A 24056-nucleotide genomic window follows, 5' to 3' on the forward strand; every position below is an offset into this window, starting at 1 on the left:
TTTCATGCGCCTGATACGCAGACGGGCGTAGTCTCGTTACGCAATAGACGAGGAGGGCAGCATGAATCTCACAGCATGGATGAAGACAGCCGCCCGCGAGCACTGGCTGCCGCTGCTGGCTCTGGCAGTGCCGATCTTCTGGGTGGTCTGGAACTCGGATGCGTCCACCGCCATGCCGATGCTTCCGCTGCCGATCGTGGCGCTCGCGGTCGGGTACTTTCTGCAGCCACGTCGTGTCTGGCTGGTCTGGCTCGGCGCTGTCGTCGTTCAGTGGGTCGCGATGCTTGTGCTCGGCAAGTACGGTGATCCAGGCCCCGACGAGACGCGCCTGAGCCTCACGATCGAGGCGTTTGCCTGGATGGCGATGGGTGTCTTGCTGCCGGTCTGGCTTGGCCGGTTCGGTCGGAGGGCGAAAGACGAGGTTCCGCCCAAAGAATTGGCCGGCTAAACCTCGACCTGCACCTCACCGTCGATGACGCGGCAGGAGTACGTGCGCAGTGGCTTCTCGGCCGGCGGGATTTCGACCTCGCCGGTCCGCACATTGAAGACCGCGCGATGCATCGGACACTCGATCTCGTCCCCCTCCAGCAGTCCGCCGGAGAGATAGTAGGCGTCGTGGGTGCAGATGTCGCTGATGGCGAAGAATTCGCCGCCCACGTTGCAGACGGCGATCGGTTGATCGTCGACAAACACCTGCTTCGGTGTTCCTGCCGGGATGTCCGCCGCGCGTGCGACTGTGATGAACCGTGGCATCGCGTATCCTATTCAGCTTTCATTCGTTCATACTCATAGAAGCATCGCTCCCGGTCGGAAGTATGCCCGCTGGGAGCGGTTGTCTGCCCCGTTGATTTGGCTGGGTGGACGGCTGTCGGTACAATCGACAGGTTGCCCGGCATCGGGGAATGCGATTTCGTCATGTCCGGAGGGGGTGACGACGGTCGCTGATGCCGGTATGCTGTCAATATTGACGCTCAACCGCGGGAGATGGCGCGGCCGCGCCGGATTCTGTGGCGGGAAGGATCATTGTGACGCTCCATCTGCCGACGAGGCTGCGAACGGCGCTTCTGTCGTTTGCGCTCGTCCTCACCCTGGTCGCGCCGCTGCAAGCCCCCTTAGTTGCTCGCGCGGAAGAATCGCTCCCGCCGGCACAGGTGGTTGCGACGCCGCTGGAGGTCGCGCCGGCGATCCAGTCGGTCTGGCAGGCCGGCGACGGCGATGCCGCCGCGACTGCGCGGGCGTGGCTGTGGGGCGAGAAGCCATTGGCGATCGCGGTGGAGTATCAGCACGATAGCCCGACCGGTCTCCGCTCGATGGTGTATTACGACAAGGGCCGGCTCGATATCCCCGATCCCTCGAAAGATCAATCCAATCCATGGTATGTCGTGCCAGCATCGCTCGTCCGCGAGATGCTGACCGGGGAGATTCCGTTCGGCGACAACGTCGACGTGCAGCGCGGCAAGGCAACGATCCCGGTCGTCGGCGACGCAGCCCAGCCGCAGGCGCTGACCTATGCGACGCTGGCGCCGCTGGCCTCTCTCGAGGCTGCTCCGAGTGCGCGCACAGGGCTCGGCCTTGTCGAGCACGATGCTGTCACGCCTCGCGTCGCGACGCCGGGTGTGTTGGTGACATCGTTGGTGAGCGCGCAGGGGGGCGTGACACTGGGCGTCGTCACCGACGCTGGAGTCAGAATCAGCACGTTCGACGCGGTCACTGCGCACAACGTCGCCGAGCCGTTTGCCGACTGGGTGGCGGCTCAGCCGTATCCCGATTTCTACCTCCTCGGTCATCCGCTGACTGAGCCGTACTGGGTCGATACGACCTTCGGCGGCCAGCCAGAGCGCGTGCTGATCCAGGCATTCGAGCGCCGTATTCTTGTCTACCGGCCGGCCAATCCTGAGGGCGCGCGAGTCGAATCGACCGACGTCGGTCGACATTACCGGCTCTGGCGCAACCTTTCGCAGCCGACCAATCCATCACTGGCGCCGCTGGCCGGCAGCGTCCCGTTTGGCGAGGAGATCGTCGCCGCCGCGACAGCCAACCTGATCGACCCACATCTGCTGGCCGCGATCGAGCTGGTGGCCTCGAACGGCAACCCTGCCGCGACGTTGAAGAATGGCGGCAAGGGCATCCTCGGCCTTCGGCCGGAGGCAGCGATCGAGCTGGGCGTTCCCGAGAAGACGCAGGCCGAGAAGCTCGCCGAGGAGAAGGCAAAGGCCGAGGCTGTCGCGAAGGCCTCCGGCACGAAGCCGACGACACAGACGGGCACGAAGACGAAGCCGATGATTGTGTCCGCGTCGCCGACATCCGTTGCGAGCGCGACGCCCACAGCCGGCCAGACGCCAACGACGAGCACTTCGATCAACGCGGAGGTTGCCTCCGCCGACGGATCGATGACCCGACTCCAGGTCTCCGACGAGGAGGTCACCGTCCGGACGGTCATGGCAGATCCGGGGCTGAACGCGGCCTATGCCGCCCGAGACGTGGCGCGCTGGAACTCCCAGTCGCTCAACTTCGCTGACATCGTTGCCGACTACTACTCGGGCGGGAAACCGGATGACAACGATCCGGCCCAGAAGGCGTTCGTCGAGCAGGTCGTCAAGACGCGCGATGAGCTGCTGGCAAAGTACCCGTCGGCGCCGATCACTCCAGCCCCTGGCTCGGAGGTCGGCCAGCTTCTTGGCGCTGGCCACTCGGCCTACTACTCGCCCAGCTACGACCGCGCATGGTGGGAGCGGACATTGCGGCTCTACGAGAGCTGGAATCTGGTCGCCCCTGGCTGGAAGGACGATCCGAACGGTTACTACTGCGTGCGGCCGGGCTACATCCCCGGCTACAAGCTGCGACTCGTTGCCAATGGTGTGACGATCGACTGCACCGTCGGTGACATGGTCGCGGATCCACACCTGGGAAGCTGGCTGGCCCACTGGGTCATTGAGATGAACTGGGAGACATTCACGGCGCTCGGCCTGGATCGCAATAACTCCGTTGAGGTCTACCACCTAGGCAGCGATCCGGTTCCCGCGGTGCCGCCTGTCCCGCCGACCGAGCCGACGCCAACTCCGGAGCCGCCGGCAGTCGCCGTCGAGCCCAGCCCGGTTCCGGCGCCGGCGGAGCCGACCGCAACGCCAACGCCAACGCCGGAACCGACCCCGCCGGCCGAGCCAACACCGCCGGCCGTGACGCCGACGCCGTCGCCGGAACCCGCACCGCCGACCGAGCCGACGGCTACTCCACAGCCGAGCCCGACGCCGGTCGTGCCGACGTTCAAGACCGTTGACGAGCTTGCTACCTATCTGGTCGAACGCGAGCCTGCATTCACCGCACTCTCGCGGAACGACCTGGCGACGCTGACGACCGAGGCGGTCAAGCGACGGATCGCGGTCGACGGCATGACGCCAGAGCAGATCACCGCATTGACCCAGGGTGATTACAAGCGTCTGGTGGAAGAGCGCTTCAGAACGCTCACGAACGAACAGATTACTGCGCTGGTCGACGAGCGGATCGCGAAGCTGACCGAGCAGGACATCGTTGCGATCATCGAGACGGTGAAGGTACTCATGCCCGCCCTCCCGACAGCCAAGCCACTTGGCGCGACGCCGACACCGTAATATCTGTCCACACCGAAGCTGACAACGCCCCCGCTGGCCCGGGGGCGTTGTTGTTCCTGCGGTTGTTCGAATGACTGTGCCCGGCGTATTCTGGCGCAGCCGCCCTGGACAGCGGAAGCGGCTGGATGTGGGAGTTGGGGGTGGCCGACGCATGAACGAGGTTCTCGCGCGAGATGGTTTGACCGAGATCAACGGGCTCCGGCTGGCCTGGCAGGAATGGGTTGGCGGCGACGCGCGGCCACCGGTCCTGTTGATCCACGGGCTGGGGTCATCGAAGCGTGTCTGGGATCTGGTCGGGCCGATCCTCGGGCGAGAGCGGCGCGTTGTCGCTCTCGATCAACGGGGCCATGGCGAGAGCGACAAGCGGGATGACGGCTACGACATCGAGCAGATCGTCCGCGACGATCGCGCGCTGGCGGAGGCGCTTGGTCTACGGCTACCGGTCGTCGTCGGCCATTCGTGGGGGGCCGACGTCGCGCTGGCCTACGCATCGCTCTTTCCCTATGGCGTCAGCGCTGTCGTCCTGGTCGATGGCGGAGTCGTTGATATGCGGTCGTTGTCCGACGCGAGCTGGGCGGACATCGAGCACGACCTGCAGTCCCCGGATGTGAGTGGGCTCTCGCGAGATGAGTTCCTGGCGCGGACACGATCGCGGCGCGATCTGCCGTGGCGGCCCGAGCTGGATGAGATCGCCCTCAGCACCGTGTGTGTGCGTGAGGATGGCGCAATCTCGCCTCGACTCACGCGCGAAAGCCAGCGCAAGATTCTTCGCTCGGTCCGGGAGTACCGGCCGGCCGACTACTTCGAGGCGGTTGCCTGCCCGGTGACGATCGTGCTGGCCGATAACTCGACCGCCGATGAGCGGGCGCGCGCATTCCTCGCGCTCAAGCAGCAGGGGGCCGACGCGGCGCTGATGGGACTGCGACGCTCACCCGACCGTCGGGTGGTCTGGTTCTCGGAGACGGCCCACAACATCCCGGTTCACCGCCCGGAGGCGCTGACAGCTGAGATCGAGATGACGATCGCAACGCTGGATGATGAATGAGCGAGATACGAACCGGGAGGGCGATTGCCCTCCCGGCTCGTGGGCCTGTTGGTGGGGTGCGAGGGTATCCGAGGTTACCCCTTGGACTTGACGTAACGCTCGTTGACGGCGTCCCAGTTGATGGTATTCCACCAGGCGGCCAGATAGTCTGGCCGGCGGTTCTGGTATTTGAGGTAGTAGGCGTGCTCCCAGACATCGACGCCCATGATCGGATAGTTCCCGTCCATGAACGGGCTGTCCTGATTGGCGGTGCTGATGACCTCCAGGCCACCGCTGCCATTCGCGATCAGCCAGGCCCAGCCGGAGCCGAACCGGCCAGCGCCGGCCGCGTTCATCTTCGCCTTGAGCTCGTCAAGACTGCCGAACGTGCTCTTGATCGCGTCGGCCAGTGCGCCGGTTGGCTCGCCGCCGCCATTCGGGCCCATAATCTCCCAGAACATGGTGTGATTAGCGTGCCCGCCGCCATTGTTACGGACTGCTGTGCGCTTGGCTTCGGGGACTTTGTCAATATTCCGGAGCAGATCCTCGATCGCCATGTCGGCGAACTCGGTGCCGTCGACCGCGGCGTTGAGGTTGTTGACATAAGCAGCATGATGCTTATCGTGGTGGATACTCATCGTCTGCTGGTCGATATTCGGCTCGAGCGCATCTTCTGCATACGGCAGTTTCGGAAGATCAAATGCCATACGTTGAACCCTCCCTGTGACTATCGCGATGAACCGTTTGGCCGTGCCGTCGGGTGGCAGCGGCGCCAGAACCACAGGCGCCACACGGCTACCGTCTAGAATAGCCAACCATAGCGGCAATCGCAATGCGAAACACGTCGCATGCGCGTGGCCGGCCACATATTCCATAGCACAATGCTTGCCAGGATCAGTCGGACGACGGATGACGAGGAGTAGTTGGATGTGGAGTGATGCCGCGCGGGTCAGTGTTGCGCTGGATCGGCGTCGATTCCTTAGAATTCTGGCCGGCGCGATAGCCATGCCGCTCGCTGCAGCCTGTGGCGGCAAGGGTGATACGACGCCATCCGCCTCGCCGACGACGACGGGCCCACGAACGCATGTGGTCAGCATGACCGATGCGCCAGCGTTCGACCCGGCCGAGCTCACGATCGCGGCCGGCGACACCGTTACCTTTGTCTCGGCCGGCAACGAGCCGCACACGACGACCTGCGATCCGGCCCGGCTGCCCGATATTGCAGCACTCCCCGAGCTCGCCGCCATCTGGGATTCCGGCCCGCTCCTGCCCGGCCAACGCTTCAGTGTCCGCCTGACTGTTCCCGGCGTCTACACCTATGCCTGCATTGACCACGCCACCGAGGGGATGGTCGGGAAAGTGACGGTCGCGGGGTAGGATCCTTACGCCTTGACTAACTGGACCACGCGCCCGCCAGTCAGATCGAGCAGGTCGCGAACGCGAATCTCCAACATTCGGTCATCGCGCCCGGATCCGCACCAGGCGATGTCGATCTGCGTGACGGCCTCGTCGAAGATGACGCGGGCGCGGACGACCGGCGCGATCGGCGCGAGGCCCTCCGGGTCGCAGCCGAGCGCCCAGCGCGCATCGTCGGCCGATGCGGGCGAGAGATCGGCCGGCCGGACACCGACGACGCGCGCCAGTCGGTCCAGGTCGATCGTGTCTCCCAGGCGAATCACCGCCAGCGTCCACTGCCCGCGCCCGGTGTGAAAAGCGACGGTGGTCAGCCAGAGCTGGCGGGTCTGTGGCGCCAGATCGCGGTGGATCAGCCGATACGGAACCCGTTGTTCCAGCAGTTGGCGGAGAATGCGATCATGGGCTGGAAGCATCGTGGAATTCCTCCCCCGGTGGCGTGACGCGAGCCACCGCGCCGATCAGACAGGCACGAGCGGGGTGTGTGGCTCGGCCGGCAGCATGACCTCGACGGTGTCCTCCTCACGGACGATACCGCCGGTGATGACGATGGCCATCACGCCTGCCTTGCGGACGAGGTTGCCCTCGGCGTCGCGGTCGAGTGTCGCCTTCATTAACCCCTGCTCGATCTCGTCGAGGAGCGCGCAGGGATTCCGAAGCCCGGTGACCTCGACAACCGCTTCGGCGCCAAGCCGCAGCCGTGTGCCGGTCGGCAGCCCCAGCAGATCGATGCCGCTTGTCGTCACGTTCTCGCCGAGACGGCCCGGGATGGCTGTGAAGCCTCCGGCCCGCAGCTCGTCGAACAGCTCGGCGTGGATCAGGTGAACCTGACGCAGATTCGGCTGGTCTGGATTGCGCGCCACTCGCGCGCGATGCTTGACCATGACTCCCGCGTGGGCGTCTCCCTCGACCCCCAGCCCTTCCACCAACGTGATCTCCGGCTCGCTCGGCTTGCTCAGCGTATGCGTCGCGCTCCGGCTCACTCCGACAACTTTCCCACTCACTCTGACCCAGCTCCTGTCAACGTGGGCGAACCTCGTGTTCGCCCAAACGAACCCATGTCCTTGCGTCCTGCGTCACGATTACCGCACGCCGACTGCCAACGCGCGACCTTCGACGAATTGAAAGTCGGGACGGTTGAGGATCGACGCGTCCCCGGCTGGCTCGACGAGCGCGGCAAGCGCGGCCTGCTGTTCGGGCCGGAGTGTCTGGATGCCTGGCGATGTGGAACACAGGTATGGGATCGCGACATCCAGGAAGCGTCGCTCGTCGTCGGTCAGTGGATGGACATAATCCCGCATCCGCAGGTATCCGCGCACCTCGCGCAGGCCGGCCTCCAGCAGATAGCCACGCAGCTTGTGGCCGGTGAACCAGTCGACAAACCCCTCGTCAGTCCCGGTGTCGCCGCGCGGCAGGCAATCCTTCAGCGCGATCAGCAGCTCGTCCGGCATCGGGCCGAGCATCATCGGGTGCATTTCGACGTCCTGGACGGCAACCTTGCCCCCCGGGCGAACGACGCGGACCATCTCGCGGATGGCGGAGACCGGGTCTGCGACATACTGGAGCGATCCGGCGCACCAGACGGCGTCGAACGCGGTGTCTTCGAACGGCAGCGACGACATCGGCCCCGTGTGCAGCTCGATCTGCCCCGCCCACGGCTGGCCGGCGATCCGGCTGCGGGCGATCTCCAGGTTCTCGGCGTCCGCATCGACGCCGACAATCCGACCCTCTGGCCCGACGATCGCGGCGATCCAGCCGAAGTGCGTGCCGCTGCCACAGCCAAGATCGAGAACCCGATCTCCCGGCAATAGCTCTGCCTGATTCAGCAGCGAGTGATAGACCTCGGCCATAGCCCGGAAGTGGCTATGCATCCAGAGGTCGCTGGTCAGGTCCAGCGCCGCCTCGCTTCGCAGGATCGAGCGGTGCGACCGTTCGTCAGTCATCCGTCATCCCCCACCCTGTACATCGAGCGCCGCCTCGGTGAAGGCATTGACGAAGGCGTCGATCTCCATCGTGCCCATCGGTGTCGAGAGGCAGCCCATCAGCGACGGCGCGGTGATAATGCCATGCGCCATCAGCCCGCGGTGTAGCGTTGCGACGCGGGTGCGTTCCTCGCCGGCCGGCACGCTGCCGCGATAGTCGCGGATCGGCCGGTCGTGGAGATGAATCTGGAAGAGCGAGCCGGCCCCGGTTACCTGGCCCGGGATGCGCGCGCCATCCAGCGCCTCGGCCAATGCCTCACGGAGATGCGCGCCGAGAGTGGCCAACCTGTCGTACTCGGCCGGCGTCATCTTCTCCATCGCCGCCAATCCGGCGGCCATCGTGATCGGGTTTGCGTTGAACGTGCCGCCATGTGGCGCTTTCGTTGGGCCGTGGCGGGGGTCGAAGGCGCTCATCACCTCGGCCGAGCCACCGACCGCGCCAACCGGGAATCCCCCGCCGATGATCTTGCCCATCGTTGTCATGTCTGGCGTGATGCCGAGTATCGACTGCGCGCCGCCCCAGGCTGAGCGCAGCGCGATGACCTCGTCGAAGATCAGCACGATCCCCCGTGCGCGGGTCATCTCGCGCAGCGCCATCAGGAACGACAGGTCGGCGGGGACGAGGCCGGCCCGCATCGGCATCGGGTCGATCAGCACAGCGGCCAGGTCGTGCCAATGCCGGTCAATCAACCGTTCGGTTAGCGCCAGGTCGTTCATTCGCGAGATGACTACGTTGTCGAGCACCCCCTGCGGTGTGCCGGCCGAGTAGGGCAGCGACGGCGGTTCCGCGAGGTTCCAGGTGTCGGCCGGCGGAGTCATCGACACCTCGGCGAAGTCGTAGGAGCCGTGGTAACAGCCCTCGAACTTCATAATCTTGCCCCGGCCAGTGTGCGCCCTCGCCCCCTTGATCGCGATCATCACCGCCTCGGAGCCGGAGTTGGTGAAGCGGATCTGGTCGACCGACGGCACGCGGCTCGTCAGCAGCTCGGCCAACCGCACCTCCTGCTCGGTCGGCATCGCGAAGGCGACGCCACGCGGCAGCTGGGCGACCACCGCCGCGGTGATGTCCGGGTCGGCGTGGCCGTGGATCAGCGACGTGTAGTTGTTCAGGAAGTCGTACCGCGCCTGGCCATCGACATCGATGAGTACCGCGCCGCGCCCCTCGGCGGCATAAGGCGGGTATGGCGATTGATAGACCGTTGTCCGGCTGTTCCCGCCGGGCATGACCTTGCGTGCCCGCTCGTAGAGCTCACCGGCCTGCGAGCCGGGCGCGAGGAACGCCTCCTCGTGGCGGCTAACCTCGACCATTACTGACCTCCCCGTCGACTGCCGCGCTCAAGACGCGTGCAGAGTAGAGGTTCTTGCCATGAATGACAACGGGCGACGCGCGGGAGAAGCGGCGTCAGCCTTGTCGGGCTTGTGGCGTCATCGGGTCGAGATAGTCGGTCGGGCTGATCGAGTGCTTCCCTTCCGCGAAACGGGTGTAGCGCACCAGGCTCAGGTCCAGCGCGAGCGATCCGCCCGTCGTCATTAGCTCGGCCATCACTGCGCCGACGGCCGGCGAGATCTTGAAGCCGTGGCCACAGAAGCCGACCGCGCAGAAGAGCCCATCGGTCTCCGGCACGCGGTCCAGCACCGGCAGGTCGTCGGGCGTCATGTCATAGATCCCGGCGAGACTCCGCCGGACTCCCGCGTCGTGCATGGCCGGGAATCGCTTTGAGATCCGCTCACCCACGCGCTCGATGTGCGCCGGGGACGTCGTCTCGCTATACGTGTCGGGGTCATCAGGCGTGCCGGTGCCGGTGCCGATCAGGGTGAGATTCGACCCCTCGGGGCGAAAATACAGATCCATCGCCCCGTCGAGGATCGTCATGTGACCATTGGCGAGCGCTGGCGGCCGCTCGGCCACTGCCACCTCGTGCCGTTCGCCATAGATCGGGAGATCCTGACCGACCGACTGCAGGAGCGGACGAGACCACGCATTCGCGGCGATGAGCACGATTGGCGCTGCGAACTGACCCTGACTGGTATCGACGCCCGTCACGCGGCCGTTCTCAGTCAGAATCCCTGTCACCGCAGTGTTGGTGCGGAGCCTGACGCCGCGGTCCCGGGCAGCGCTCATCAGCGAGGATGCGGTTGATGACGGATCCGCGTAGCCGGACTCTGGCTCGTAGGCCGCGGCCTCGATATCGTCCAGCCAGAGACCCGGCTGGATCTCGTCGATGTCGGCTCGGGAGATGACCTGCGTGTTGACACCGATGTCCTGCTGCATCCGCACGTTGGCGCGCAGCTTGGACATCACCTCGGGCGTTGCCAGCCGGAGGACGCCAGTCTGAACGAACCCGCAATCGCCGCCGACGATCTCGTCCCAGTGCTTGAACCACTGAAACGCCCGAAAGGCGAGTTGCGTTTCAATCGGGTTCGTGTAGTGCATCCGCACCAGTCCGCTCGACTTGCCCGTCGCGCCGCTGGCGACCTGCCGGCGCTCGAGGACGAGCACGTTGGTCACACCTCGTCGCGCGAGGCTGAAGGCGGTGCTGGCGCCCACGACGCCGGCCCCGATGATGATGACGTCCGCGGTTTCCATATTGGACCTCTCCTGCCTCTCGAAGATCGATTCGTTACGCAGCGGCGGTTTCAAGCTGTTCGGCGATTACATAACGACACGACACACAAAGTGACGCCACCGTAAGAATTGAACGGTATCGACCCAAGGCGACTTCTCATCTGGGAGACTGTCACGATGCTAGGCGATGCAGGAAGTTGCTGTCAATACACCGTACTAACTACTCATACGCGATCAACCAATGGTGTTGACATTCGCCCCCGAACGAGGGTAATCGGTTGGACATTACGGCGAGTGATAATCAATCTGACAGTGATCTCGCAGAGAGTATCTGCGTGCATCGGTGGCGCCATACGGTTCAGCGGCCAGATCGGTACAAGCCTGTGCCTGGCGTCTCGGCTGCGCCCAGCGTTAGAGGATTGGGCGGAGTACAACTATGTCTTGCGACAAACGTTCTCGATCTCACTCGCTTTTTACGTTGATCGATCGGTGAGAAGTGTCCCGGAAACGTTCAGGTCGGTAGGGAGTCAATTCGGGGACTTCAGCACCAAGAAGGTCCTCGCGCACGAGGTTTGAAACGATCGCCGACAGGGTCATGCCACTATGCATGACGAGATGGTAGAGGCCTGCGATGTCTGGATCAAAACCGATAATTGGGTGGCCGTCCTTTGGCATCGCCAAGATTCCGAGGCGAACCCCCTCCACCCTGACGCCAGCAATACCGGGGATGATCGCCGTCGCATTCTGAACTGCCTGCTGCGGGAATGGGTGACCACTCTCTAGTGGCACTTCCGATTCAACTAATACATCGTAGTCATAGCGAGATAGTAGTAACCGCCAGCCACCGTCGGCGCGCATGGAGGTCTCGGGGGCGTTGATGACGCTGCGTAGCGACACCGGCGCCGGTTCGGTGACAATCAATAGCCCCGACTGGCGCTCTACGGGCAGATCGATTCCGGCTAACGCGGCCACGCGTTTTGCGTCGGGGCCGGCCGCGTTGATCACCGCGTCGGCCGGCAGGCGCTCCCCGCTGGCCAGCACCACCCCCTCGACCGTGCCAGACTGGACCGTAATCCCGACGATCTCGTCGCGGACGATCTGCGCTCCGTAGCGACGGACTGCCGCGCTGAGCGCGCCGTGGCACAAGCCGACGCCATTCAGCCAGCCCTCATGCGGGGCGACGTAGACCTCCTCGACGCGGTCCGGGTCAATGAACAGATCTGGCTCCAGCTCGCGCATCACCTGCTCGGGGCTGAGCGTCTCGACCCGGTAGCCCCACTGACGCAGGCTGCGCACACGCTCGCGCAGCGGCTCGGCGTGGTCGCGGTCGTCGTGGTGCGCCCAGGTGATGCCGCCGCCGATGTGGACCCAGTCGCCGCCCAGCTCGCGGGCGAGGTCCTGATGCTCGCCGATCGAGCGCAGGTTGAGCCGGTGGTAATCGCGCGGGGTCTTGCCGAACGAGTTCAGCCAGGCAAAGGAGCTACCGGACGTGCCGGCCCCCGGGAAGCGTCGCTCGACGACGGTCACCGCCGCGCCGGCCTGCGCCAGCCGGTACGCCGTCGCCGACCCGACCGCCCCGGCGCCAATGATGACTATCGACGCATCACTGAAGTATGAGGCCCCTATTAGCACTGGAACACCACCTTCACATGTTGACCCCGGGGCTAGGTTAGCGCCCCCGAGAGCGTGTCAGCAACTGATCGCTATTGACGATGAGAGCCAGTCTCTGGTCATCATCGAACTGAAGAACGGGCTGCGTGTGCGGAACAAATGCACAGTTAGCGATGTCAGAATGGCACTGAATTGCTTGATGCGCAATGGTGCGGCAAGGATACGGACTTCCTACAAGGTGTCTCGCGCTACTAGCCACTTACCGCTGGGATCGGAGGCAGGGCTAGTACCTCGGGTGTTACGCAGCACGAACTCAGCACCGTCACGCGAGTCAGGCCGGCAGACATTGGAGCGACACAGCGAGAAGCAGAGTGCAGGGTCGTGCAGAGGCGCAGAGTATCTCGCTTGACGTAGTTGATACGGCGTGATAGGTTCACCTTACAGACCACAACGCAGTGGAATCGTTTGAGTTCGGCACACACGGCTGTCAGGCCAAGATGGCTGCCAGGTTCGTCCATCTGGCGATACTGTGGCGCTCTTGAACCGACCAATGATCGTGATGGCGTGGCTTGCTGCAGTGCCTGTGTCCACGTTTTTGCACTACTTGAGTAGCTAGGTGGGTTCGGTTTCCGGAGGAAGGGGACAGCGGTGGACGATTCTACGCGGCAGTATCTGATTGAGCATGTGGCCGGCGTCGGTCGGGCCGGCAAGTTCACCCGCCGACGGCTCCTGTCGTTGGCCCTTGCCGCCGGAGCTACAGGCCTCACCGGCACGCTGCTGGCGGCCTGCGGCGGTGGTGGCGGCAGCCTGAGTTCGGGGCCGACGGCGACAAGCGGGGCCACCGCGCAAACACCGGGAGCCACTGTTCCTGCCGGGCAAACACCTGCTACAGGGCAGACACCGACGGCCGGCAAGGCTACCGAGCCACCTGTTGCGCCTGGCACAGCGACGCCGAAGGGACAGGTCATCGTCGGTTTGTCACAGGAGCCGACGGTCTTTAATCCACTGATGGCGCACATTGAGGTCGATGACGGCGTCTATTTCAACCTGTTTGATCCGCTTTGGGGTGTTGACGAAAAGGGTCAGTATTTCCCGATGCTCGCTACCGAGGTGCCGTCGGTCGAAAATGGCGGCATCTCGGCTGACGGCCTGATTTGGAAGGTCAAGCTTCATGACGGTGTGATTTGGCACGATGGCCAACCGTTCTCTGCTGACGATGTGAAGTTCACTTGGGAACTCATCATGCGGGATGACTTCAAGGCCGGCAGTCGTCTCGGGCACGATCTGATCAAGACCTTTGACGTCACTAGCCCGACCGAAGTTACCTGGACGATGAAGGAGGCCTACGCTCCCTATATCGCCATCCTGGCCTCGACATTCATCGTACCCAAGCACATCCTGGGCAAAGCAGCTGACCCGAATACCGCCGACTTCAACAATGCGCCGGTTGGCACCGGGGCCTTCGTTTGGAGCGAGCGTGTTGCCGGTGATCACATTACGCTTACAGCTAACCCGAAATATCACGGCGACGGGCCATACTTGGAGAAGCTTGTCTTCAAGTATATTCCCGATCTCACTGTGATGTTCACGCAATTCAAGACGGGTGAGATCGACCACACCACCATTCAGGGCATCACTGCCGATCATTATGCAGAGGCTAGCAAGCTCGCTGACCGTACCATCTACGTCGGCCCAGCACCCTTCATCGAGAACATCTGGTTCAATCTCGCCAAGGAGCAGTTTCAGGATAAGGCTGTCCGCGAGGCACTGTACTATGCCATGGACAAAGACACGATCATTAAGAACATCTACTACGGTCTGCCGGGACAGGCTGAGAGCTACTTGCCGAAAGAGTCTTGGGCTTATAACCCTGACCTCCCCATTCATGAGTACAACCCCGATAAAGCGAAGGAAGTACTCGAGACCGCTGGATGGAAGACTGGGTCAGATGGCATCCGCGAAAAGAATGGTGTCAAGCTTGCTTTCCAGAACTCCACTACAGCTGGAAACAAGGTGCGTGAACAAGCGCAGGCATACCTCCAGCAAAACTGGAAAGACATTGGGGTCTCGATGGAAATCAACAACATGCCCGCAGCCGTCATCTGGGGGGACTACTTCAATCAATCACAGTATGACTCCGTCATGATTGGTATTCTCTACGGAATCGGTCCCGATCCGGATGCTTCTGCTTACTTCCACAGCAGGGCTATTCCAGCCAAGGGTGGAAGCGGCAGTAATACGATGCAGTTGATTGACCCGGACCTCGACACGTTGCTGGATGAAGCGACAGCAACAGTTGATGTCTCCAAACGTACGACACTGTACCAGCAGATCCAATCGCGGCTGCGTGAGAACTTGTACTTCCTGCCGATCTTCCAGTACGCCAGCATTGAAGGCACCAAGAAGGAACTCATCGGTTACGTCGCGAATCCTAATGTCCGCTCCAACTGCTGGAACATTCCTACCTGGCGCTGGCAAGCGTAGGGTCGACCATGCAATGACCGAGCAGTCGAAAAACCTGCTCGGTCTGGCTTGGAGAGCGGCATGACTCAGTTTCTCCTGCGACGGCTGATCCAGAGCGTCATTCTGCTCGTCATCGTCTCGTTCATCGGATTCATGATCCTGAACCTTGCGCCGGGTGGGCCGCTGGCGGCCTATGCGCTTAACCCCAACATGACGCAGGCGGATCGGGTACGCCTGGCTCATCAGATGGGCCTCGATGATCCGCTTCCCGTCCAGTACTGGCGTTGGGCATCGAGTCTCGCGCGAGGGGACTGGGGGCGGTCTTTTCGCGACTCGCAGCCCGTGCTGACAATCATCCGTGACCGCATTCCAGCAACACTGCAACTGATGGTGACCTCTACGGTGTTGGCGATTATCCTTGGCTCGCTCATCGGGTTGCTTGGCGCGCTGAAGCGTTACTCATTCTTCGACTACTTGGCGACGATCGGCGCGATGATTGCGCTCTCGATTCCCACCTTCTGGTTCGGGCTCATGATGATCTTCCTCTTTTCGGTGCAACTTGGCTGGCTGCCCTCGGGTAGTATGACAACCATCGGCGGCTCTGGGTCACTCACCGATCGTCTCCATCACCTGATTGCGCCGACTCTTGTCTTGTCACTCGTTACCGTCGCTATCTGGAGCCGATACTCACGCTCAGCGCTGCTTGATGTCGTCGGTCAGGATTACATGCGCACTGCGCGGGCAAAGGGACTGCGCGAGTGGGTCGTCCTGCGTCGTCACGGGTTTCGCAATGCCATCCTGCCGCTGATTACTCTCGGCGGCCTGCAGTTGCCGACGCTATTTGGCGGGGCGCTCGTCACTGAGACTGTCTTCACCTGGCCTGGAATGGGCCGCCTGTTCGTCGACTCGCTTGGTTACCGTGACTACCCCGTATTGCTGGGGATCATGATGGTGACGGCTTTTCTCGTGATCCTCGGCAATCTACTGGCTGACCTGCTGTACGCGGTCGTGGACCCGCGTATTCGCTTGAACTAGGGACCCTGCATGGTGAGTCACACTCAACAGCCTGCCACGCCGACGGAGTTCCAAGCCGAGGCGATGGTCAGCCGGAGCCCCCACCGGATGGTGTTGCGACGCCTGATGGAGCACCGTTTGGCCGTCTTTGGTCTGGCCATGATTGTCTTCCTTGGGCTTGCCAGTGCGATCGGGCCTATGTTGACTCCGTTTGACCCGCTTTTTATCGACTTCAGAGCGAAGTTTGCGCCACCACTAACGGGGCAACACATTCTCGGTGGCGATGAGCTCGGGCGAGATCTGCTGACGCGATTGCTGGTTGGTGGACGGGTCTCTCTGATTGTCGGGCTCGCAGCAATGACGCTCAGTGTCACGATCGGGGCGATCGCGGGCGCGCTCGCCGGCTACTACGGCGGATGGATTGACGTGCTGATTATGCGTTTCGTCGACGCAGTGCTGAGCTTCCCAACCATCTTTTTGCTGCTGGCTCTTGCAGCGTTCATCAAGCCAAACCTGTTCACGATCACCATCATTATTGGCGCCACGGCGTGGATGGAGGTGGCGCGCATTGTCCGCGGTCAGATACTGTCGTTACGCGAGCAGGAATTCGTGCTGGCGGCGCGATCTATCGGTGCTTCGAACTCTCACATCATCGCTCGCCAGTTGTTGCCGAATGCCGTCGCGCCGATCGTCGTCGCGGCGACATTGAATATTGCCAATGCGATTCTGCTCGAGTCATATATCAGCTTCCTCGGCTATGGTATTCAGCCGCCGACCGCGAGCTGGGGGAACATGCTGAATAATGCCCAGAGTTATTTCAATACTGCGCCATGGGTAGCCATCTTCCCTGGCGTGCTGATCACATTAGCTGTGACCAGCTTTAACTTCGTTGGTGACGGCCTGCGCGATGCGCTTGACCCGCGGCTTGGTAAGCGCTGACCTGTATCGGTCTTGATTGCACCGGATGAGGTCGTATCGCGCGTGGGCTTAGAGAGGGTGGGGAGTCGACAGCAGACGTTGTCGCCATAAGTGATAGTAGTGGTGCGTTCAATGTCGCAAGGATCAAGGCTCGCAGCGGCTATCCCAAGGGAGATTATCTGGCTCCTGGTGCTGGCGGTAAGAACATTGCGGTGGTGTGGATACACCTACGAACCAGACTGGGAACTATGTGGCTTTCACTAACCACGATGGTTCTTAGCACTGGAGCCGGATGTGCCATGTAGCCCAAGGGTTCGAAACATTGTGAAGGGACCTCGAGGTGGATCGTCAACGTATCTCAACCGGATCGGAACTCGAGCGAACAGCCGGATACTCCCGCGCTATGCGGGTAGGCAACATGGTGTTCGTCTCGGGCACGGCGGCCGTTGATCAGGGCGGCAACACCATTGCACCAGATGACGCGGAGACGCAAACGCGGGAGATCCTCAAGAAGATTGAGCGAGCGCTGCACGAGGCAGGCTCAAGGCTTGAGGATGTCGTCATGACCCGCATGTACGTGACCGATATTGCGCATGCGGGCGCGGCTGGCCGCGTCCACGGGGAATTCTTTGGTGAGATCAGGCCCGCATCATTACTTGTCGAGATTAGCGCTCTCGCTCGACCTGGACTAGTGGTCGAAATCGAGGCGCAGGCGGTTATCGAGGACCGCTGAGCCTGTAGTTCTCTGGGTTCCTGGGAAGCAGTGGAAGTCGACGGTCGATCCGAGTGGCCAGTGTGGACATTGCGGCCGGATCGCACCCCGTTGGAGCCGCCACAAGGATTAGTGAATATTCGCGCTAACAGTTAACGGAGTCGGTTCCACCGAGTATCGAGACGGGGCGTGTCGTCCTGAATGAACGAGACGTGGATGGGGAGGGACCAATGAAATCTCAGGCTGATGTCGTCGTCATCGGTGGCGGCATCATGGGTAGCGCCATCGCCTACTACCTGGCTAATCGAAAGACCGACGTCGTGCTGCTGGAGAAGGGCACGGCTGGTGGTGAACAGTCAACGCGCGCCTGGGGTTTCGTCCGTCAACAGGGCCGCGACATTGCTGAGTTGCCATTGGCGGTTGCTATGAACCGCATCTGGCCCGAACTGGCGGCTGAACTGGACGCCGACCTCGAATGGACTCAGGACGGCGTGCTCCTGGTCGCCGATACCGAGGAACGGTTGCAGCAGTTCCGCGAATGGGTCGATGCTTCCAGTGATTACGGTATTGGCACGCAAATTGTCTCGGGTCGTGAGATTCATGAGCTGATCCCTGCCATGCAGGGGACATTCCTTGGCGGCATGTATACACCGAGTGATGGCCATGCTGAGCCAACCAAGGTACCAATGGCGTTCACCAATGCCGCCCGTCGACTTGGCGCGACGATCTACGACGGATGTGCCGCGACCGGCATCGAGGTCACTGCCGGCCGAGTGACGGCTGTTCACACCGAGCGCGGAACAATCCACACGCCGATCGTTGTTTGCGCTGCCGGGGCGTGGTCGAGCCGGCTGGCACGCATGGTCGGTCTGGAATTGCCGCAGTTGGTCGTGCGTGCCACGGTTGCCGAGACTTACCCAGTCGAGCCCGTTACGGGAATTGGCGTCGCTATCCACGGAGACGTCGCCTTCCGGCAGCGCCCAAACGGCTCGATCTACATGTCGATTCTCGGCCAGAGCGACCATGAGTTGATGATTGACTCGGTACGCTACGCGCGCTGGTTCATGCCGAACTTCCGACTCAACCGTGAATTCATTCATGTCCATGTCAACACGGCACTGGTGCGCGACATCGCCCATTCGGTGCCGATGCTGCCCGAGCGCCTGCAGGGAGCGGATCCGCTATCTTCGTACGAATCCGTTCCAGCACGCAACGTCGTGGAACATGCTCGGGCACGGCTCGGGACGCTGATCCAAGCGTTAGGAAACGTGCCGATTTTGCGCACCTGGGGCGGCAAGATCGATATGATGCCAGACGCGATCCCTGTGATTGGTGCGGTTGATCGCCCAACGGGGTTCATTCTTGCAACGGGGTTTAGCGGTCACGGATTCGCCCTGGGCCCGATCGTCGGCCAGGTGGTCTCCGAGCTGATCCTCGACAATCAACCGTCGATCGACCTGCACGCATTGCGTTTTAGCCGCTTTGCTGAACGAGATCTCGCTCCGGCACGCGCGGCAGTGTAGCCAGCCCTGTCAGTTGACTCTGAGTGATTGTGTCCCATCACGTGCGCGATTCTTGGTTCTCAACATTCGAACCATGGAGTAATACAGCCAATCGCGAGCAGTAACCCCGTGGGCGCAGCGACGCCCGGTCGAGGGGACCGGGCGGCGCCATGCGAAGGGTTCGTCGGCCGGCGCGAGGTGATGGGTTCGCGCCGGCCGGGGTTGAAGTTAGCTGATTGGGGCCGCCGGGGAGATAACCTGGAAGATCTCCGGGTTCGCTTCACCCTCGACGACAAGGTGGCCGGCCGCGCCTTTGCTCACACGGCCGAGACTGTGGTCGACCAGCACGTAGGTGCCAGGAATCTCGAGATCGAGCTCGACCATCGTCGCGCCACCGGCCGGAACCAGCGTCGTCTGGACGTGGGTATGAACCTCCTGCGCGGCCTCGGGGTAGCAGCGATCGAACACCTCACCGATGATGTGGAAGCTGGAGGTGATATTCGGGCCGCCGACCCCGAAGAAGACCCGAATCGTCTCGCCGACGTTCGCCTTGAGCGCGCGTTCGCCGGTCAGCGAGCCGACCGCGCCATTGAAGGTCACATAGTCCGGCTTTTCGTCGAGCATCTTGTCGACCGAGAAGGGGCGCAGACCCTTGTCACCGCGGCCACCTTCGAGATACAGGTCGCCCTGCATCACGTAGAACTCGCGGTCGACCGGCGTCAGCCCGCCCTCTGGCTCGATGACGACCAGGCCATACATGCCGCTGGAGATGTGATGTGGGACCGGCGGCGTGGCGCAATGGTAGACAAAGACCCCCGGATGGCGCGCCTTGAAGCGGAACGTTGCCTGCTGGCCCGGCTGGATCAGCGTTGCCTCTGCGCCGCCACCTGGCCCGGTGACAGCATGCAGGTCGATGTTGTGCGGCATCATGCTCCCGGCAGGGTTGACCAGAGTCAGCTCGATGTGATCGCCGACGCGGGCGCGGATCATCGGGCCGGGGACCGTCCCGCCGAATGTCCAGAACGTGTAGGCAACCCCGTCGTCGACATAGCCGATGACTTCGTGGATCTCGACGGTCTGCTTGACTGTCTGCGGCTCGCGCGCGCCGACGGGCGCGGCGACGACCGGGTTCGGCAGGCGATCCGCCGTATACGGCTGACCGGCGCCGGCCGGCATCGGCACCGAGTGGTCCATCGCGTCGTGCGAGGATCCCGCTGTTGCGCCGTCGCCAGTCACGGTGAAGGAGCCCTTCATACCAGCCTCCCGGTGGCCGGGAACCAGGCACGCGAACTCGAACGACCCGGCGGCGGTTGGCGTAAACTCAATCACCATCTGGTCGCCGCTCCCAGCCGCGGCGTAGGCCAGCTTCTTGGCTGTTGCCTCGTCGTGGAGCCCGGTGGCCCGATCGCTCATCGCCTTCGGCGGCGTCACCGTCGAAAGGCCGTCCACCGTCAGCCCGAGGATCTCGATGTCGTGCTCAATGGCGCCCTTGTTTATGAAGGTCAGACGGACTGGCTGGTTGGCCGGGGCGGACAGCTGCGCCGGCTCGAACTTGAGATCCAGCGCCGTCACTGTCAGCTCGGTCACCGAGCCCGCCGCGGCGGCAGCCAGCGGCGGGCCGGAGACTGATGCAGTCTGCGGTCGGCTTCCCTTCTCCATCTGGGCTGGCGACATGTCGGGCCCGTTCGTGCCGCAGGCGGAGAGCAGCGCGCCGGCAGCCGGCAGGGTCAATCCCAGCAGCCCGGCCCGCTTCAGCAGCGAACGCCGGTTCATCGTCGTCGAGTCGATCTGGTCAAGCGCCATTTGGGTGCCCCTTCGCAAGTCTGCTTGCGCCTCATCGCGCGTCCATCACCTTATGGCTCTAAGCCTATGGAGCGGAGTTTCCTGACCCTGTGACTTTCGTCTCATTCGCGTTACAGTACTGTGACAAATTTCACGAAGGGAGTTTGGCCGGATGATGAATCGCGAACGGTACCGTGATCTGCTCCGGGGGACGTCCTACTTCGCCCGGCTCGACGATGCCGGCCTCGACGAGGTCATCACGGTTGCAATTGCCCGGCGCTACGGCCAGGGTCAGCGGCTGTTTACCGAGGGACACAACGAGGGGCGTTGCTCGCTGCATATCGTCGAGACAGGTCTGGTGCGCGTCTTCAAGACATCGGCCGAGGGGCGCGAGCAGGTGCTGCGCCTGATGCGGCCGGGTGAGGCGTTCTCCGATGTGCCGGTCTTCGACGGCGGCGCATATCCGGCGAGCGCCGATATTGTCGAAGCCTCGACGGTGCTGGCGATCCCGCGGGACGCGTTGATGCCGTTGATGGATCGCTACCCTGCGATCGCGATTGGGGGGCTGCAGAATATATCTTCGCGGCTGCGTCACATGACGGCGCTGGTCGAGGATCTGTCACTCCGGAGAGTGATGAGCCGGGTCGCCCGGCTGCTGCTGGAAAACCCGAACGAGATCCACCTGACCCAGTCGCAGATGGCGTCGATGGTCGGCACTGCCCGCGAGATGGTCAATCGCTCGCTCCACACGCTCGAGGATCGCGGCATCATCCAGCTCCGCGGCCAGGAGATCACCATCCTGGACGCCGCGAAGCTGGCCGACGTCATCGACGCGGGCTGAAAACACGCCGTCGATTCGTATTCTGTGCCGTCTGTTTCTGCCCGAAGAAGATACGGGGCGCTACCCGTTGCTGTGTCGGGACTTGACGTAAAGGACCGGATCGACGGATTCAATGACTGCGATGCGTGATGAATGCCGGGGATTCGCAGGGAAGACGATGACGTTGTCGCCCAGAAGAGTTGCGGAGGGTACGAGCATCGCCTCGTGTCCGAGGAGGACGGCTGCCCCGGCGATCGCGTGACCGATGAGATATGCCTGCTCCTCACCAGAGCCATCATCGCCAGACAGATCATGTTTCTGGAGGCCGAACGATGATACGTCTCGACAATCCACGACGTTGGCTAACTCCAGATAGAGCTTCGAGATTCTGCGATTCCGCAGACGGGTGAATTGTGGTTTGCCGTCTTCGCCGAGATGCTTGATAAGCTCACCGAGTACGATGTCCCTGCCGAGTGACAGATATAGCGCTTCCCAGCATTCCGCCGGGTCGAATTGATCGTGGCCGCGGTTGTATCTGCCCGAGAATTTGATCGATCCGGCGCTATTCGTCGCCTCGCGAGCGGCGGCGTGATGACGCCACGCGTGACCATGCCACTCCGAAGATCGACAGGCTTGGATCATCGCGAGTGGATCCCAACCCGGTGGTATCCCCACGCTAGACGAAGATCCCCTCGTCTAGCGCATCGAGTGCAGCCTCCACGACGTCGAGGCGGCCGGCCGCCGCAACCTCCGCGGGGCGGAGGCCCCGTAGATAGCGATTCTTCGAACGCATCCACTCGAGCATGGCTTCGTGAGAGTCGAAGGTTTCGCGCAGCCGTTGATCCAGTGCGAGAAGGGCCCGGATTCTCGCACGGGCATCGTGCTGAGGATGATGCGACTGGACTTTCCATCGGGAAAGCGTGCGGCTGGTGGTCCCTAGCGCGTCGGCAAGCTCGTTCTCAGTCAGCCCCAGGTCGCCTTCGAGTCGTTCGATCGACTGCCTGATGGTCATATCGAATGTAATCAGTGATGACGAGCCTGCTTCGTGGCGCATGGCGACCTCTGTTCTTTGATCACGAAAATGGATGGCTGCCGATGAATCTAGTCGCCAGATTCTGGCAGCACAAATGCGACGTCTGGAGTATACACGTCATGCCCGCTCCGCTGAACAGAGCTCAGGTGGTGGTGATCGTCGATCTACGGGAGCAGGCGTTCCCTGGATTCTTCTCGCAAGATCACCCGCAGTTCACCTCTCGTTCATGTCATCGTCACATGCGGATGTTATCGTCGGTGGCTGAAGGGGAGTAGCCTGGGAGCGCAAGCTCCTTGCCCGGGTCGTCAGTTCGAGCTTCGGCTCCGGCCCGGCGCCCAGACCGAACGAGACACGGATCTGGGGGCAAGACCTTCGCAAACGGTGGCGCTTGATGCTGCCGGATGCGGGGGGATTGCCCCCGTTGTGTTGTCTCGCCGGGGAAGCCCGGCGTGTCTGGGAGGAGTGCTCGTGGCCGAATCAATCGGCTCGCCGTGGCTCTGGGCAGGATTCACTGCCTTCGTCCTGTTGCTGCTGACGCTCGATCTGGGGATCTTCCATCGCCGGCCACACGCAATCGGCGCGCGAGAGGCTGCGCTCTGGACGGCCGGTTGGGTTGCGTTGGCTGCCGTCTTCAATGTCGGGGTCTACCTGGTGGCCGGCTCCGAGCGGGGGCTGGAGTTCACGGCCGGCTACCTGGTAGAGCTGGCGCTCAGTGTCGACAACATGTTCGTCTTCGCGCTGATCTTCGGCTGGTTCGTTGTGCCGAAGGCCTACCAGCACCGGGTGCTGTTCTGGGGCATCCTCGGCGCGCTGGTGATGCGGGCAGTCTTCATCCTGCTTGGCTCGGCGCTGCTGCAGTCGTTCCACTGGATCATCTATATCTTCGGCGCGTTTCTGATCTACACGGGATTCAAGATCCTGCGTGAGCGTGAAACGCAGATGGATCTCGAAATGAACCTGGCGCTACGGCTGTTGCGCCGGCTGATGCCGGTAACGAACGAGTACCATGGCCAGCGCTTCACAATCGTCGAGGCGGGCAAGCGGATCGCGACACCGCTCATGGCGGTCCTGGTGCTGATCGAGGCGACCGACCTCGTCTTCGCGCTCGATTCGGTCCCAGCGATCTTCGCGATCACCGACGACCCATTCATCGTCTACACCTCCAACGTGTTCGCAATCCTCGGGCTGCGCTCGCTCTACTTCCTGCTTGCCGGGATCATGGATTCGTTCCGCTACCTGAAGGTCGGGCTCGGCGCGGTGTTGATGTTCGTCGGCGCGAAGATGGCGCTGTCCGACGTCTACCACATGCCGATCGGTCTCTCATTGGGCGTCATCGTCGCGCTGATCGGCGGGTCGGTCGTGCTCTCGCTGCTGCGGCCGGCCGGGGTCCGCCCCGCGCCCGCGGGCTCGCTTGGCGACCCGCGGAGTGACGACTAGCCATGCGGTCCATCTGGAGGTGTGATGCCTGAGTTCGAGGATCTCGGCTGTGTGGTCATCGGCCTGATCGTCTTGCTGGTCGTGATCGCTCTCGTCGCCTGTGTCGCGATCGTTGTCGTTCTTGCCGGCGCGGGCACATTTATCCGTTAGTCGCCGATCGAGGGATCGGCG

The 24056-nt window shown here is 62.7% G+C and carries 23 protein-coding genes; 12 read left to right on the forward strand and 11 right to left on the reverse strand.

Going from position 1 to position 24056, the window contains the following annotated elements; genetic code table 11:
• Positions 1–61: 61 nt before the first annotated feature.
• On the forward strand, positions 62–448 hold the full coding sequence (locus tag V9F06_02140) for a hypothetical protein (GenBank protein ID MEI2616425.1): 387 nt from the start codon (positions 62–64) through the stop codon (positions 446–448).
• Here the strand turns inward: V9F06_02140 and V9F06_02145 are convergent.
• Positions 445–753, reverse strand: a complete 309-nt coding sequence (locus V9F06_02145) for a non-heme iron oxygenase ferredoxin subunit (GenBank protein MEI2616426.1) — start codon at positions 751–753, stop codon at positions 445–447. The genes V9F06_02140 and V9F06_02145 overlap by 4 nt on opposite strands.
• A 272-nt stretch (positions 754–1025) precedes the next feature.
• On the opposite strand from V9F06_02145, the gene V9F06_02150 reads away from it, so the two are divergent.
• Together V9F06_02150 and V9F06_02155 are read left to right on the forward strand one after the other, a co-directional pair.
• Entirely contained in the window at positions 1026–3608 is a 2583-nt protein-coding gene (locus V9F06_02150; protein ID MEI2616427.1) for a hypothetical protein, read from the forward strand.
• Positions 3609–3759: 151 nt separating this feature from the next.
• Positions 3760–4653 carry an alpha/beta hydrolase gene (locus V9F06_02155; protein MEI2616428.1) on the forward strand — a complete coding sequence of 298 codons (894 nt, stop codon included), beginning with the start codon at positions 3760–3762 and terminating at the stop codon, positions 4651–4653.
• A 74-nt stretch (positions 4654–4727) separates the two neighbouring features.
• Here V9F06_02155 and V9F06_02160 read toward each other — a convergent pair whose 3' ends face one another.
• Positions 4728–5339: a superoxide dismutase gene (locus V9F06_02160; GenBank protein ID MEI2616429.1), complete on the reverse strand. Its 612-nt coding sequence runs from the start codon at positions 5337–5339 to the stop codon at positions 4728–4730.
• Positions 5340–5559: 220 nt separating this feature from the next.
• Between V9F06_02160 and V9F06_02165 the strand changes: the two genes are divergently transcribed.
• Positions 5560–6009: a plastocyanin/azurin family copper-binding protein gene (locus V9F06_02165; GenBank protein MEI2616430.1), complete on the forward strand. Its 450-nt coding sequence runs from the start codon at positions 5560–5562 to the stop codon at positions 6007–6009.
• Between the two features lie 5 nt (positions 6010–6014).
• Here the strand turns inward: V9F06_02165 and V9F06_02170 are convergent, their stop codons facing one another.
• From V9F06_02170 to V9F06_02195, 6 genes are all read right to left on the reverse strand, one after another.
• Positions 6015–6461: a YbaK/EbsC family protein gene (locus tag V9F06_02170; GenBank protein ID MEI2616431.1), complete on the reverse strand. Its 447-nt coding sequence runs from the start codon at positions 6459–6461 to the stop codon at positions 6015–6017.
• A 45-nt stretch (positions 6462–6506) separates the two neighbouring features.
• On the reverse strand, positions 6507–7049 hold the full coding sequence (locus tag V9F06_02175) for an MOSC domain-containing protein (protein ID MEI2616432.1): 543 nt from the start codon (positions 7047–7049) through the stop codon (positions 6507–6509).
• Positions 7050–7127: 78 nt separating this feature from the next.
• On the reverse strand, positions 7128–7988 hold the full coding sequence (locus tag V9F06_02180; protein MEI2616433.1) for a methyltransferase domain-containing protein: 861 nt from the start codon (positions 7986–7988) through the stop codon (positions 7128–7130).
• Positions 7989–7991: 3 nt separating this feature from the next.
• Positions 7992–9335, reverse strand: a complete 1344-nt coding sequence (locus V9F06_02185; GenBank protein ID MEI2616434.1) for an aspartate aminotransferase family protein — start codon at positions 9333–9335, stop codon at positions 7992–7994.
• A 94-nt stretch (positions 9336–9429) separates the two neighbouring features.
• A complete protein-coding gene (locus V9F06_02190; GenBank protein MEI2616435.1) occupies positions 9430–10614 on the reverse strand; it encodes an FAD-binding oxidoreductase in 1185 nt (394 codons plus the stop codon).
• Between the two features lie 441 nt (positions 10615–11055).
• Positions 11056–12225, reverse strand: a complete 1170-nt coding sequence (locus tag V9F06_02195; protein MEI2616436.1) for an FAD-binding oxidoreductase — start codon at positions 12223–12225, stop codon at positions 11056–11058.
• Positions 12226–12852: 627 nt separating this feature from the next.
• On the opposite strand from V9F06_02195, the gene V9F06_02200 reads away from it, so the two are divergent.
• The 5 genes from V9F06_02200 to V9F06_02220 all read left to right on the forward strand — a co-directional run bounded on the left by V9F06_02200 (position 12853) and on the right by V9F06_02220 (position 18834).
• Positions 12853–14688, forward strand: a complete 1836-nt coding sequence (locus V9F06_02200) for a peptide ABC transporter substrate-binding protein (protein MEI2616437.1) — start codon at positions 12853–12855, stop codon at positions 14686–14688.
• 60 nt (positions 14689–14748) lie between these two features.
• Complete coding sequence (locus tag V9F06_02205; GenBank protein ID MEI2616438.1) at positions 14749–15702, forward strand: ABC transporter permease; 954 nt, start codon at positions 14749–14751, stop codon at positions 15700–15702.
• Positions 15703–15711: 9 nt separating this feature from the next.
• Positions 15712–16620 carry an ABC transporter permease gene (locus tag V9F06_02210; protein ID MEI2616439.1) on the forward strand — a complete coding sequence of 303 codons (909 nt, stop codon included), beginning with the start codon at positions 15712–15714 and terminating at the stop codon, positions 16618–16620.
• Between the two features lie 319 nt (positions 16621–16939).
• Positions 16940–17332, forward strand: coding sequence for a RidA family protein (locus V9F06_02215; GenBank protein MEI2616440.1), 393 nt, complete (start codon positions 16940–16942; stop codon positions 17330–17332).
• Between the two features lie 209 nt (positions 17333–17541).
• Complete coding sequence (locus tag V9F06_02220) at positions 17542–18834, forward strand: FAD-binding oxidoreductase (protein ID MEI2616441.1); 1293 nt, start codon at positions 17542–17544, stop codon at positions 18832–18834.
• A 207-nt stretch (positions 18835–19041) separates the two neighbouring features.
• On the opposite strand, the gene nirK is transcribed toward V9F06_02220, so the two are convergent.
• Positions 19042–20616, reverse strand: a complete 1575-nt coding sequence (gene nirK / locus V9F06_02225; protein MEI2616442.1) for a copper-containing nitrite reductase — start codon at positions 20614–20616, stop codon at positions 19042–19044.
• Between the two features lie 154 nt (positions 20617–20770).
• Here nirK and V9F06_02230 point away from each other — a divergent pair, with 154 nt between their 5' ends.
• Positions 20771–21436 (forward strand): Crp/Fnr family transcriptional regulator, encoded by a 666-nt coding sequence (locus V9F06_02230; GenBank protein ID MEI2616443.1) that lies wholly within the window; start codon positions 20771–20773, stop codon positions 21434–21436.
• Positions 21437–21496: 60 nt separating this feature from the next.
• Here the strand turns inward: V9F06_02230 and V9F06_02235 are convergent, their stop codons facing one another.
• A complete protein-coding gene (locus V9F06_02235) occupies positions 21497–22057 on the reverse strand; it encodes an RES family NAD+ phosphorylase (GenBank protein ID MEI2616444.1) in 561 nt (186 codons plus the stop codon).
• 34 nt (positions 22058–22091) lie between these two features.
• Entirely contained in the window at positions 22092–22469 is a 378-nt protein-coding gene (locus V9F06_02240; GenBank protein MEI2616445.1) for an MbcA/ParS/Xre antitoxin family protein, read from the reverse strand.
• 447 nt (positions 22470–22916) lie between these two features.
• Here V9F06_02240 and V9F06_02245 point away from each other — a divergent pair, with 447 nt between their 5' ends.
• Both V9F06_02245 and V9F06_02250 read left to right on the forward strand, forming a co-directional pair.
• Complete coding sequence (locus tag V9F06_02245) at positions 22917–23885, forward strand: TerC family protein (GenBank protein MEI2616446.1); 969 nt, start codon at positions 22917–22919, stop codon at positions 23883–23885.
• A 24-nt stretch (positions 23886–23909) separates the two neighbouring features.
• Positions 23910–24035: a hypothetical protein gene (locus tag V9F06_02250; protein MEI2616447.1), complete on the forward strand. Its 126-nt coding sequence runs from the start codon at positions 23910–23912 to the stop codon at positions 24033–24035.
• Positions 24036–24056 lie beyond the last annotated feature (21 nt).

The organism is Thermomicrobiales bacterium, from assembly GCA_037045155.1.
GTDB lineage: Bacteria > Chloroflexota > Chloroflexia > Thermomicrobiales > CFX8 > JAMLIA01.